This is a genomic window from Thalassobium sp. R2A62 (genome assembly GCF_000161835.1).
Taxonomy (GTDB): Bacteria; Pseudomonadota; Alphaproteobacteria; order Rhodobacterales; family Rhodobacteraceae; genus Thalassobium.
In genome coordinates, this window is record NZ_GG697169.2 from 484,783 (window position 1) to 498,312 (window position 13,530).

9 protein-coding genes and 1 tRNA gene are annotated in these 13,530 nt (G+C 54.5%); 7 read left to right on the forward strand and 3 right to left on the reverse strand.

The window, feature by feature from the left end; all coding sequences use genetic code 11:
- Nucleotides 1-99: 99 nt before the first annotated feature.
- The 3 genes from guaB to TR2A62_RS02435 all read left to right on the forward strand — a co-directional run bounded on the left by guaB (nucleotide 100) and on the right by TR2A62_RS02435 (nucleotide 5,185).
- A complete protein-coding gene (gene guaB, locus TR2A62_RS02425; protein ID WP_009160236.1) occupies nucleotides 100-1,548 on the forward strand; it encodes an IMP dehydrogenase in 1,449 nt (482 codons plus the stop codon).
- 40 nt (nucleotides 1,549-1,588) lie between these two features.
- The gene (locus TR2A62_RS02430) at nucleotides 1,589-2,764 is read left to right on the forward strand and encodes an RsmB/NOP family class I SAM-dependent RNA methyltransferase (protein ID WP_009157414.1); all 1,176 of its coding nucleotides are present in this window, start codon (nucleotides 1,589-1,591) and stop codon (nucleotides 2,762-2,764) included.
- Nucleotides 2,765-2,986: 222 nt separating this feature from the next.
- On the forward strand, nucleotides 2,987-5,185 hold the full coding sequence (locus TR2A62_RS02435) for an ATP-binding protein (protein WP_083791096.1): 2,199 nt from the start codon (nucleotides 2,987-2,989) through the stop codon (nucleotides 5,183-5,185).
- A 2-nt stretch (nucleotides 5,186-5,187) separates the two neighbouring features.
- Here the strand turns inward: TR2A62_RS02435 and TR2A62_RS02440 are convergent, their stop codons facing one another.
- Nucleotides 5,188-5,784 (reverse strand): sulfotransferase family 2 domain-containing protein, encoded by a 597-nt coding sequence (locus TR2A62_RS02440; RefSeq protein WP_009159192.1) that lies wholly within the window; start codon nucleotides 5,782-5,784, stop codon nucleotides 5,188-5,190.
- A gap of 194 nt (nucleotides 5,785-5,978) precedes the next feature.
- Here TR2A62_RS02440 and recA point away from each other — a divergent pair, with 194 nt between their 5' ends.
- A complete protein-coding gene (recA, locus tag TR2A62_RS02445) occupies nucleotides 5,979-7,067 on the forward strand; it encodes a recombinase RecA (protein WP_009160349.1) in 1,089 nt (362 codons plus the stop codon).
- 139 nt (nucleotides 7,068-7,206) lie between these two features.
- Nucleotides 7,207-9,861: an alanine--tRNA ligase gene (gene alaS / locus TR2A62_RS02450; protein ID WP_009159170.1), complete on the forward strand. Its 2,655-nt coding sequence runs from the start codon at nucleotides 7,207-7,209 to the stop codon at nucleotides 9,859-9,861.
- A 67-nt stretch (nucleotides 9,862-9,928) separates the two neighbouring features.
- On the opposite strand, the gene typA is transcribed toward alaS, so the two are convergent.
- Together typA and TR2A62_RS02460 are read right to left on the reverse strand one after the other, a co-directional pair.
- Nucleotides 9,929-11,746, reverse strand: coding sequence for a translational GTPase TypA (gene typA, locus TR2A62_RS02455; RefSeq protein WP_009159950.1), 1,818 nt, complete (start codon nucleotides 11,744-11,746; stop codon nucleotides 9,929-9,931).
- Nucleotides 11,747-11,843: 97 nt separating this feature from the next.
- A complete protein-coding gene (locus TR2A62_RS02460) occupies nucleotides 11,844-12,350 on the reverse strand; it encodes a Hint domain-containing protein (protein WP_083791020.1) in 507 nt (168 codons plus the stop codon).
- A 189-nt stretch (nucleotides 12,351-12,539) separates the two neighbouring features.
- Here TR2A62_RS02460 and TR2A62_RS02465 point away from each other — a divergent pair.
- Together TR2A62_RS02465 and TR2A62_RS02470 are read left to right on the forward strand one after the other, a co-directional pair.
- Nucleotides 12,540-12,624, forward strand: a tRNA-Leu gene (locus TR2A62_RS02465).
- 41 nt (nucleotides 12,625-12,665) lie between these two features.
- Nucleotides 12,666-13,529, forward strand: a complete 864-nt coding sequence (locus TR2A62_RS02470; RefSeq protein ID WP_040820062.1) for a tyrosine-type recombinase/integrase — start codon at nucleotides 12,666-12,668, stop codon at nucleotides 13,527-13,529.
- The last annotated feature ends 1 nt before the right edge of the window (nucleotide 13,530 follow it).

A 13,530-nucleotide genomic window follows, 5' to 3' on the forward strand; every position in this document is an offset into this window, starting at 1 on the left:
TAGCGGCATGCAAGGAGTTTTGCGCGCATTAGGGGTTTCGCAGGCGTAGGTTTCGTGGAATAGGGACGTGCCAACGGTGACATCGCAAGGAGACTGCAGATGAAGATTCGTGAGGCTCTCACATTTGATGATGTGCTGCTGGTGCCAGCAGCGTCCAACGTCATGCCGAGCACGGCAGACACGCGGACATTTGTAACGCAATCCATTGCGATGAATATCCCATTGCTGAGTTCGGCAATGGACACAGTGACCGAAGGGCGTATGGCCATTGCAATGGCACAGGCTGGCGGCATTGGTGTCGTTCACCGCAATCTAGATATCGAAGAGCAGGCTCGCGAAATCCGCCGTGTGAAACGCTTTGAAAGCGGGATCGTCTACAACCCGATCACGCTGACGTCTGACCAGACACTGGCGGATGCCAAAGCGTTGCAAGAGCGGTACCGTGTCACTGGTTTTCCGGTGATTGGCCCAGAAGGGCACGTGGTCGGGATCGTGACAAACCGCGACATGCGTTTTGCCAGCGATGATAACACGCCCGTCAGCGCGATGATGACGACCGACAATCTCGCCATGCTGCAGGAACCTGCTGATTTGGACGAAGCGCGGTCATTGATGCGAGCGCGGCGGATTGAAAAGCTGTTGGTCGTTGATACCGATGGCAAACTGACCGGTCTCTTGACGCTTAAAGATAGCGAACAGGCTGTGCTGAACCCGCAGGCATGCAAGGACGAGCTGGGCCGCTTGCGTGTTGCTGCGGCATCTACGGTTGGTGACGCTGGATTTGAGCGGGCCGAGGCATTGATCGACGCGGGCGTCGATATGGTTGTGATCGATACGGCGCATGGCCACTCGGAAGGGGTCGCTGTCGCCGTTGAACGCGTCAAACGGCTGTCGAGTGATGTGCAGGTGGTCGCGGGCAATGTCGCCACCGCCGAAGCGACACGCGCCTTGATCGGTGCGGGTGCTGACGCGATCAAAGTGGGCATTGGTCCCGGTTCGATTTGTACAACTCGCATGGTTGCGGGTGTGGGTGTGCCGCAGCTGACTGCAATTATGGATTGTGCGTCCGGCGCGGGCGACGTGCCTGTTATCGCAGATGGCGGTATCAAGTTTTCCGGCGATTTCGCCAAGGCCATCGCCGCAGGTGCGTCCTGTGCCATGGTCGGCTCAATGATCGCGGGTACGGACGAATCCCCCGGCGAGGTGATTTTGTACCAAGGCAGATCCTTTAAATCCTACCGTGGGATGGGGTCCTTGGGTGCTATGGCGCGCGGCTCGGCTGACCGCTATTTCCAAAAAGATGCGGCCAGTGACAAGTTGGTTCCAGAAGGCATCGAAGGCCAGGTTCCATACAAAGGCTCAGCAGGTGCTGTGGTTCACCAATTGGTTGGCGGCCTGCGTGCGGCAATGGGCTATACTGGCTGTGCTACTGTCGAGGAAATGCGCAAGAATTGTGAGTTTGTGAAAATCACAGGCGCGGGTTTGAAAGAGAGCCATGTGCATGATGTTCAGATCACTCGTGAGAGCCCGAACTACAGAATAATGTAGTCTTAACAACGACCTAAGAATCGATTTTAAGGTATCCCTTATGACCCCGTCCGCCCGTGTCGCTGCCGCAATTGAATGTTTGGATGCGATCCTCGTTGGAGGTGCGGCAGAGAAAGTTCTGACAACTTGGGCGCGGACCCACCGGTTTGCGGGTTCAAAAGACCGTGCCGCCATCCGCGATCATGTGTTCGGCGCTCTGCGGTGTCGGCGCAGCTATGCAGCGATTGGCGGTGCAGAAACAGGCCGTGGTATCATGATCGGGGCCTGTTTAGATACCGGTGGTGACAGCGACGCTTGGTTTGATGGCAAGGGCTACGGCGCTGCGATTTTGACGCAGGACGAACAAGACGGGATTGGAACGTTCGCGTCGCAGGACCGAAGTGTTCAAATGGACGTACAGGACTGGATGGTCGAGCAATTCGATACCAGTCTGGGGGCGCAAGCGACTGATATAGCACTGAAATTGAGAGAACGTGCGCCAGTTTTTGTGCGCGTTAACCTTCGGTTGGGCACTGTCGATGATGCGGTGGTTCAATTGGGTTTGGACGACATTGAGGTGGTCCGCCACCCTGATGTCGCAACTGCGCTAGAAGTGACCAAGAACCCTCGGCGCGTGCAGCTTTCTAGTGCCTACCTCGGTGGCCTGATCGAGCTACAAGACGCTGCATCCCAAGCCGTCGTCGCGGCGATCCCGCTGCCTGAACAGGGACGTATCTTGGATTATTGCGCGGGTGGCGGTGGCAAATCGCTGGCCATGGCTGCGCTGACTAAGGCCGAGATATTTGCACACGATAGTGCACCTGAGCGCATGAAGGATCTATGGACCCGAGCAGATCGGGCCGGCGTCAATATTGCGAATTTTGATACTAATAATGCCCCACAAGGCGCTGATTTTAATGTCGTTTTGTGTGACGCACCCTGTTCAGGATCGGGTGCTTGGCGTCGTGCACCTGCAGGGAAATGGGCATTTACCCCAGAGGACCTGAGCGCCTTCTGCCAGACCCAAGCGGGCATATTGGATGACGCAAAAAAATGGGTAATGCCGGGTGGGTTGTTGGCCTATGCGACCTGTTCGTTGTTTGCCGTCGAGAATGCTGATCAAGTCGACGCGTTTTTGGGCAAAAACCCGAGCTGGACGTGCGAGAGCCAAATCCAATTCACACCGCTTGATCATGGTGACGGGTTTTTCGTGGCGCTATTGCGCGCGCCCGCATAGCAACCCCAAGTTGAGTTTGGGGGTGTTCCGGGCTCGCTTCGCGTGTTAACCTCTCTGTAAGGTTTTGTGTGCCCCTATGGGGAGGCAAGAATCAAAGCGAGGGCGCGCGTGTCGCAACCGGTCATCACTCACTCTTCCTCGTTATCGGCTGTAACGCAGCTGGTCCCAAATTTCTTTGTCGCCACGGCAGCTGCAATCACACTGTTTTTCGCGGCTTATTTCATGACAGATTTACGGATGGCGTTGGGGTTAGTTTTGACCGGATCAATCGTTCTCGTCGTCGGCGCTGCTGCGGGGATTGCTCGACTTCGTCAACGTCGACACCAGCGGATTTTGCTCAATTCGGTCTCACATTTTGTCGACCATGATGCGTCGCCCAGCTTTATCACCGACGGGCAGGGTGAAATCATGTACAGGAACAAGGCGGCAGGTCATCGCTTTGAGGATCATCCCGCCGATACTCTTGCACACGCGTTTGACGATCTATTCGTGAACCCGTCCGCCTTGCTGTTTCGAATGCAGACCAAGGCCCAAATCAAAGGCGCGTCCCGAGGGGACATCGTCACGAGGCGCGGGCATGTGCGGCTGTCGGTTCATTGTGTGACGGATGACAAGTTTCTTTGGCGGCTCGAAGATATTGGCGACCGGTCTGCGGCTGCGGGGCGCGATGCGGATAGTCTTAGCCTACCGATGCTGACCAGCGGTCCATCTGGGACCATCCTCTTTATGAACGAGGCGTTTCGCAAACTTATGGGCGGACGCGTCAAAACGCTGGACCGTATCTTTCGGGATTTGCCGCTCCGGTCTGGCCAAGTGTACAATGTTGATGCGGCAGAGGGTGTGATCAGTTGCCTCGTCGCCGAAGTTGAAGGCGCAGGAGGCCGCAAAGAGGTCTACCTTCTTCCCGCGACAGCTGGGGCCTCATCTGTTTCTGCTGAGTGGTCAGGGCTCGAGGCTCTGCCGGTTCCGCTGCTTCGAATTGCGCCAAACGGTCGGGTCTTGGCGTCTAACAAAGATGCCTGTTGCTTGTTGAAAACGACGATCCCAGAAGGCACGCATTTTGGCGAATTGTTCGAAGGATTGGGCCGACCACTTAATGATTGGCTGCAAGATGCCGCCAATGGCAAAGGATTGCACCAACCCGAGTTCTTGCGCGCTGTGAACGACGATGAAGAAACATTCGTGCAAATTTCGCTGAATAGGGTCTACGAGGACGACGAGCCAGTCTTGGTCGCCGTCATGAATGATGTGACCGAGCTAAAGACTTTGGAAGCGCAATTCGTGCAGAGCCAAAAAATGCAGGCGATCGGTCAATTGGCGGGCGGCGTGGCGCATGACTTTAACAATCTTTTGACGGCTATTTCTGGGCATTGTGACCTCCTACTGCTCCGTCATGATCAAGGGGATCAGGACTATTCTGATCTGGTCCAGATCAATCAAAACGCAAACCGTGCGGCGAGCCTCGTCAGGCAACTCTTGGCATTTTCGAGGAAGCAAAACTTGCGACCTGAAATCCTAGATCTGAGGGATACTCTTGCCGATCTAACTCATTTGCTGAACCGGCTTGTTGGGGAAAAGACGACACTGACGCTCAGCCATGATCCTAGTTTGCTACCGATCAAGGTGGACAAGCGTCAACTTGAGCAAGTGATGATGAATCTTGTGGTGAATGCTCGCGACGCGATGCCAGATGGTGGTGAAATTCGTATTGAAACCGAAGCAAAGAACCTCAAATCCCCACTTGAACGTGATAGAGCGATCATTCCTGCAGGCGATTATGTGACGGTCCGCGTTTTGGACGACGGCGTCGGGATTTCATCTGAGAAACTGCCTAAGATTTTCGAACCTTTCTATACAACCAAGAGAACGAGTGAGGGGGCTGGGCTTGGCTTATCGACTGCATACGGCATCATTAAGCAAACCGGCGGGTTCATCTTTGCTGACTCGATCGTCGGAAGCGGAACAGTCTTCACATTGTACTTCCCAGCTCACGAAAAACGTGCCGTCGAAGCTGTCGCCAAACCGAACGTAAAACCGATCGAGATGTCGCGAACAGCGGATGGGGTGGTGTTGCTTGTGGAAGACGAGGCACCGGTGCGTGCCTTTGCATCCCGCGCCTTGCGATTGCGTGGATATACTGTTCTCGAAGCGGATAGCGCTGAGACAGCACTTGAAACGCTCCAAGATAAATCTCTCGAAGTCGACATCTTTGTCACCGATGTGATCATGCCGGGGATGGATGGCCCAAGTTGGGTCAGAGAAGCCTTAGTGGATAGACCCGATACCAAAGTTGTTTTTGTTTCGGGTTATGCAGAAGACGCGTTTGGAGAAGGGCAGCCAGACATCCCGAACTCGGTCTTTTTACCAAAGCCGTTCTCGTTGAACGACCTGACAACTACTGTTCAAAAGCAACTACACTAGATTTAGGCGGCGCCCATTTCCCAAACCGCGAACTCTAGCGCACACTTGCGCCGAAGCCGTTCTTCGACTTCTTCCGAGAGCTCAAGGTTCATCTGAGGAGAAACGTTCGCCTGCGGCAGTTCGATTTTGTGATTTAGGCGCGCTTCTAGAAATGAGATTAGACGAGGCTGATCTTCATATTTAAAGAGATGTGTCACACCAAGTTCATTGTCTCCGGTCAGCAGAAACTTTGATTGCGATCCGAGGTTTGCGAAATCACGCCTTTTCCCCTTCATATACTCGAGGCAAAAATCATCAAAACTGATACCGATGGTGCTATTTGGATGCCCAGCAAGCGTCTCTCTATGCCGGTACCTATACCAGCTGCTGAGCCAGCTGATGGGTTCGCGTACGACCGCCATTGCCTCGGGGTCTTTGCCGCCCGCTTGCTTGAAATAGGGCTTAAGGAATCGCCGATATCGATAGACTGGAGAATGCTTGATCGACGGTGGATCGCGCAAAACCATCGCGGCACGCGGTGCCAGAGCATTGGATAGCGCAGTGGACCCTGTCTTGGGTACAGCCAAGAAGACGAGGTTTTCATCCCAAAAAACAAGCATTTAGCAAAATCCTGATGCGTAATTTCTAACGAGGCCGTATATCTAAACTACTCTTTAACCTTGTTGAGAAAAAGTAGCTTTATGCGAATTTTCTTGAAATGTTCTTGTTTTGATCTCATACAGGCTGAGAACAAGAGAAGAACAAACCAAACGATTGCGACCCTAAGGGTCACATGAAATAAGGATAACAGGACATGGCAACGGCGGACCTTCTTCAAATGACAGACAAAAAATCAGCAGACAAACAAAAGGCTCTGGATAGCGCATTGGCGCAGATCGAACGGCAGTTCGGCAAGGGTTCGATCATGAAGTTGGGCGGCGAAAATGCGATCCAAGAGATTGAATCAACATCGACCGGCTCTTTGGGTTTGGACATTGCTTTGGGAATTGGCGGCATCCCGAAAGGCCGCGTTGTTGAAATTTACGGCCCTGAAAGCTCGGGTAAGACAACGCTGACGCTGCATTGTGTTGCCGAAGAACAGAAGAAGGGCGGCGTATGCGCCTTTGTCGATGCCGAGCATGCCTTGGACCCGCAGTACGCGCGTAAACTGGGTGTTAACCTTGACGAGTTGTTGATCTCGCAGCCGGATACAGGCGAGCAAGCTCTTGAGATTGTTGATACTCTTGTCCGCTCGGGTGCGGTTAGCATGATTGTTGTCGACTCTGTTGCGGCACTTACGCCTAAATCCGAGCTAGAGGGCGACATGGGTGACAGCAGCGTGGGTGTTCACGCCCGTCTGATGTCACAGGCAATGCGCAAATTGACGGGTTCGATCAATCGCACGAACTGTACTGTGATCTTTATTAACCAGATTCGGATGAAGATTGGCGTCATGTTCGGCAGCCCAGAGACGACAACGGGTGGTAACGCACTCAAGTTCTATTCATCGGTACGCCTTGATATTCGCCGGATTGGCGCGCTCAAAGATCGCGATGAAGTGGTCGGCAACGCAACTCGTGTGAAAGTCGTCAAAAACAAAGTGGCGCCACCATTCAAGCAGGTTGAATTCGACATCATGTATGGCGAGGGCATCTCGAAGATGGGCGAATTGCTTGATCTAGGAGTAAAGGCCGGGATCGTAGATAAATCCGGCGCTTGGTTCAGCTATGGTGACGAGCGGATCGGGCAGGGCCGTGAGAACGCAAAAACGTATCTCAAAGAAAACACCCGCACGGCGCTAGAGATCGAAGACAAGATCCGAGCGGCGCATGGTCTGGATTTCGAGATGCCCGAGGCTGAACGCGTCGAAGACGATGGCTCGGACGATATTCTCGAGAGCTGAAGCGTATCATCTGACACAAAAAATCGGAAACAAGGGGTGCAGTCGCGCCCCTTGTTTCATTTTGGGGTCCACTGTGGACACTGATGGGGTGCGGGGCTATTTGAAATAGAACCGTTTTTTCCAGACTGAGACCCAGCACATGCCAAGCTTGAATGATATTCGAACACGCTTTTTGGACTACTACAAATCCGAAGGGCACGAGATTGTATCGTCGTCCCCTTTGGTGCCGCGAAATGATCCGACATTGATGTTCGCAAATTCGGGAATGGTTCAGTTCAAGAACCTGTTCACCGGCGCCGAATCTCGGGATTATTCGCGCGCGACCTCGGCGCAAAAATGCGTACGCGCGGGCGGCAAACACAATGACCTCGACAACGTGGGGTATACGGCACGGCACCATACGTTCTTTGAGATGTTAGGCAACTTCAGCTTTGGCGACTATTTCAAGGATGATGCGATTAACTATGCGTGGAACATGGTGACGCGCGAGCTGGGCATTAACAAAGACAAGCTCGTTGTGACGGTTTACCACGACGATGACGAGGCGGCAGCGATTTGGAAGAAGGTTGCCGGGCTTTCGGATGACAAGATCATTCGGATCGCGACCGACGACAATTTTTGGATGATGGGCTCGACCGGCCCCTGTGGCCCGAGTTCTGAGATCTTTTACGATCACGGCGATCACATTTGGGGTGGCCCTCCGGGTTCGCCCGAAGAAGACGGTGATCGCTTCGTCGAAATTTGGAACCTCGTGTTCATGCAATACGAGCAGTTCGAAGACGGTTCTCGTAGCCCGCTGCCCAATCAGTCGATCGACACAGGAATGGGGATCGAGCGGGTTGCCGCGTTGCTGCAAGGCACAAATGACAACTATGCAACGGACCTGATCCGCGCGTTGATCGAGGCATCTGCCAACGCGACCTCGACCGATCCGGATGGTCCCGGCAAAACCCATCACCGTGTGATTGCTGATCACCTGCGGTCGACATCGTTTCTGATCGCGGATGGTGTGATGCCGTCTAACGATGGTCGTGGCTATGTTTTGCGCCGGATTATGCGCCGTGCGATGCGTCACGTGCATCTCTTGGGGGCGCAGGATCCGCTGATGCACCGTTTGGTCCCGTCGTTGGTTGGGCAAATGGGTGCGGCGTATCCCGAATTGGGCCAAGCGCAGGCTTTGATCGAAGAAACACTTCGGTTGGAGGAAACGCGCTTTAAGCAAACGCTGGAACGCGGTTTGCGTCTGTTGGATGACGAGTTGGACGGCCTAGCGGAGGGCACTGATTTGCCAGGGCAGGCGGCATTCAAACTCTATGACACTTATGGTTTCCCGCTTGATTTGACGCAGGATGCGCTGCGCGAAAAGGGTCGCGGTGTAGACAGCGATGGCTTTGACGAAGCGATGGCCGAGCAAAAAGCAAAGGCGCGCGCGGCATGGTCTGGGTCCGGTGAAACGGTTGATGCGACGATCTGGTTGGACATTGCTGACCGTGATGGGGCGACCGATTTTCTAGGGTACGACACCGAAACTGCAGAGGCGCAGATCACGGCAATCGTTAAACACGGCGCTGAGATCAAATCAGCGACTGTTGGGGACACTGTCCAGATTGTCGTTAATCAGACGCCGTTCTATGGCGAATCTGGCGGCCAAGTTGGTGACACCGGTGTCGTGCATGCCGACGGTCTGAGCGCGCGCGTGACGGATACGCGAAAGACAGCAGGGGTGTTTATTCACATCGCTGAAATCACAAAGGGTACATTCGAAGTTGGCACTGCTGTTGAGTTGAATGTTGATCCGACACGCCGGAGCCAAATTCGTGCCAACCACTCGGCGACGCACCTCTTGCACGAGGCACTGCGCCAATCGCTGGGCGATCATGTGGCCCAGCGTGGATCGTTGAATGCGCCGGATCGTTTGCGTTTTGACTTTAGTCACGGCAAGGCGCTGAGCCTTGAGCAGTTGCAATCGGTCGAGGCTGAGGTCAACGCGTATATTCGCCAGAACACAGGCGTTGAGACACGGATCATGACACCGGATGATGCACGAGAACTAGGTGCTCAGGCGCTGTTTGGTGAGAAATACGGCGACGAAGTTCGTGTGGTTTCTATGGGTGCGCAGCCGAATTCTGGCAGAGGGTCGCTTGGCAATACCTATTCGTTGGAACTGTGTGGCGGCACGCATGTGGGTCGCACGGGCGACATCGGTGCATTTGTCATGCTTGGTGATAGCGCGTCATCGTCGGGCGTACGCCGGATCGAAGCGTTGAGTGGGCAAGCCGCGATGGATTATCTGCGCACACAAGACGGCCGTTTGGCCGAGGTTGCGTCCGTACTCAAAACACCAGCAGCAGATGCACCTGCGCGGGTTAAAGCATTGATGGATGAGCGCAAGGCATTGGCCAACGAGGTGGCGCAATTGCGTCGTGAGTTGGCGGTGTCGGGCGGTGGTCAGACAGATGCGCCGGCAGCCGAAGATGTGAACGGCACCAAGTTTTTGGCGCAGGTTGTGTCAGGTGTGACGGGCAAAGATTTGCCGGCACTGGTCGATGATTACAAAGCACAAATCGGTTCGGGTGCGGTGCTGTTGATCGCGGATGCTGGCGGCAAGGCCGCTGTCGCTGCGGGTGTCACCGCGGATAAGGCCGAAGCTGTGTCGGCGGTCGATCTGGTTCGCGCCGCTGTTGCAGAGCTGGGGGGCAAAGGCGGCGGTGGTCGTCCGGACATGGCCCAAGGTGGCGGCGCGTCAGCGGATAACGCAGACGCAGCGATCGCGGCAGCCAAAGCCGTTCTGTAAAACAAAGCATTAAAAAGGCCCCGTTAGAGAAATCTAGCGGGGCCTTTTTTCGGTTAACTGTAATGTTTTACGCAGAGCGTGCCGCGCGTTTACGCTCGTGCGGGTCAAGGTGACGCTTACGCAGGCGGATCGCGTTTGGTGTGACTTCGACCAGTTCGTCGTCGTCGATATAGGCGATCGCCTCTTCGAGCGACATGCGGACCGGCGTTGTCAAACGTACGGCTTCGTCGGTGCCGGATGCGCGCACGTTGGTCAGCTTCTTACCTTTGAGCGGGTTCACTTCGAGATCGTTCTCGCGCGAATGCTCGCCAATGATCATGCCTTGGTAGACGTTCTCTTGGCTGCCGATAAAGAACTTGCCGCGGTCTTCGAGGTTGAAGATCGCATAAGCAACGGACTGGCCATTTTCCATCGAGATCAGAACGCCAGCGCGACGGCCTGGGATTGGACCTTTGTGTGGCGCCCAGTCGTGGAACACGCGGTTCAAAACACCGGTGCCGCGTGTGTCAGTCAGGAATTCGCCGTGGTAACCGATCAGGCCACGCGATGGAACATGGGCGATGATGCGAGTTTTGCCTGCACCGGCCTGTTTCATTTCTACCAATTCACCGCGACGGGCACCTGTGATCTTTTCGATCACTGCGCCGGAATATTCGTCATCCACGTCGATGGTAACTTCTTCGACTGGCTCGTGACGCGCGCCGTCGATCTCTTGGAACAAAACCTGCGGACGCGAGATCGAAAGCTCGAACCCTTCGCGGCGCATGTTTTCGATCAAAACACCCATCTGCAATTCGCCACGACCGGCAACTTCAAAAGCGTCGCCGCCTGGAGTGTCGGTCACTTTGATTGCGACGTTGGATTCCGCTTCCTTCATCAGGCGCTCGCGAATGACGCGGGACTGTACCTTTTTACCGTCGCGACCAGCCAGCGGGCTGTCGTTGATACCAAAGGTGACGGTGATGGTGGGCGGGTCAATCGGTTGGGCAGGGATTGCTTCGTCGATTTCGACGTGACAGATCGTATCGGCCACTGTTGTTTTGGTCATACCGGCGAGCGAAACGATGTCGCCGGACTCAGCAACGTCGATTGGCGTCTGCTCGAGACCATTGGCTGTCAGAATCTTGGTGACGCGGAACTGCTCGATGCGGTTGTTGTCGCGATCCAGCGATTTGACGGTTTCACCGACCTTAAGTGTACCAGCTTCAACACGACCAGTGAGCAAACGACCGATGAAAGGGTCGGAGCCCAGTGTCGTAGCCAGCATGCAGAAGGGTTCTTCGCGCGCAGCAACCTGTTTTGGTGTCTCAACGTGAGCGACAATCAGATCGAGCAGGGCGGTCAGGTCTTTGCGAGGGCCGTCGAGCTCCATATCGGCCCAACCGGAACGGCCAGAGGCGTACATCGCTGGGAAGTCGAGTTGGTTGTCGTCAGCGCCGAGGTTAGCGAAAAGGTCGAAACATTCGTCCAATGCGCGGTCCGGCTCGGCGTCGCCTTTGTCTACTTTGTTCAGAACCACGATAGGACGCAGGCCGAGGGCCAGCGCCTTGGAGGTCACAAACTTGGTCTGTGGCATCGGGCCTTCTGCAGCGTCGACAAGCAGAACAACACCGTCAACCATCGACAGGATACGCTCTACTTCGCCACCAAAGTCGGCGTGACCGGGCGTGTCCACGATATTGATGCGGATGCCTTTCCATTCGACCGAAGTCGCCTTGGCCAGAATAGTGATGCCGCGCTCACGCTCGAGGTCGTTGCTGTCCATGGCCCGTTCAGCCACAGCTTGGTTCTCGCGGAATGAACCGGATTGCTTCAAAAGCTCGTCCACAAGAGTGGTTTTGCCATGGTCAACGTGCGCGATGATCGCGATATTTCTCAGATCCATTTCGGGGCCTATCTGCCAAAAGTCGGAAAGTTAGCCGCGCCATACAGGTTGACGCGGCCTTTGGCTAGGGGGTGTGGCCGGAAAGGTCGCCTAAGGGTTAAGCGTGCCGAGCGATCTGAGTGGTCTGGTATTGGGGAGCCACGATTTCCATGCCACCAGCATATAGAATGTGGCTGGTATCGAACCGCAGTTCATGCACCCGGACATCAGTGTTGCCCATATCGGTAATGAATTCGCCATCGATCAGCCGGTAGGCTGGGATCAATGCCGCATCGGCGCCATAGAGCGCCTTGGCACGCCAGTCGCGAATGTTGATTGCTGTCTGTGCTGGTAGGATCAGATCACCGTCGGGGCGGTTTGTTCCCAAAGTTCTTGCTGTGATGCGAACGCACCGCGCGCGCCGTATCGCAACATCAACGCCGCGCAAAAAGGCCATTCCTGTGTCGCGTGTGATAATTCGGTCCCCGCGGGTTAGGTGTTCGACAGGGAGTTCCCCATCTAATGTCATGACTGTGGTACCTCGTAGCAGGCCGCTATTCACCCAGTTCTCGCCAAAAGGAGCCGAAATGATTGTGCGGCTGCGCCCGTCCGTTTTCGGATTCATGGCATTTTCGCTATATGTTACTGCCTCTTATTAAGGGGAAGCTACGGTAACAATTCGCCATTGTCGTCACCTTTTTTCGCGAATGATCGCAAGGAATGATGAATGTGTGTTTTTCCTCTCGCATCCGGTCTCTGGCTTTGCTAGAGAACGCGCAACATTGGGGTCGTGTTCGCGGCCCCACTTAGACATGCGGGTGTGGCGGAATTGGTAGACGCACCAGATTTAGGTTCTGGCGCCGCAAGGCGTGGGGGTTCAAGTCCCTTCACCCGCACCAAACTAACTCTTGATTAAACAAACGAATCAAGGGGTTAGCAAATGCTAGTTTTAAGCGAAGTTTTCGATGAGTTTCTGGACCTAAAAGAGATCAACCCGAACCCCTCAGAGCAAGCTGTTAAGCGACTCATAGAGGTAGTTGGTGATTTACCTGTGGATCAGTACACCAGAAGCCATGCCAAAGCGTTCCTAGCGTCCTATAGTGAGCAGAAAACCAGTACCCGTAGAAGAAGGCTTCAGTGTCTTACGTCTATCCTGAACTTTGCCTTCTGGGAGTACGACATAGACAAGAGGAACCCGTTCTCAAGGATCATTATCAAGGGTGAAGGTAAGGATGCGACACCAAGGGAACCGTTCTCTGTGGCTGAACTCAAGGGTCTGTACAGCGCGTCTCTCGCTTATGGTCGGCTACGCCTGATACTACCTATTCTTGGTGAAACTGGTTGTCGCTTATCTGAAGTTCTTGGCCTCATGAAACAGGATGTAATCCACACTGAGGACTTACTGGTTATTAATATCAGAGAGAATGATTGTAGAGGTCTCAAGACGGATAATAGCAAGAGGTCGCTACCTGTCGTGTCTGATAGTGCCACAAAAGCCCTACAGAAGTTACTAGAGGCTAATAGCGACAGTCCTTACCTGTTCCCGCGCTACGCTTCCTGTGGAAACCTGAACAACACAGGGGCCTCAGCTACGCTCTGCCAGCACCTCAGAAAGTACTACAACGGTAAAACTGCGCACTGCCTGAGACATAGCTTCAGAGACCGCCTGAGAGACTGTGACGTGCCTTTAGAAGCCATAGATCAGGCTGGTGGATGGTCTAGTGTAGGGGGCGTAGGCACCAACTACGGTAAAGGCTATAGTCTGCCTAAACTAGCTGATTACCTACGCAGGATAGCTATTTAAT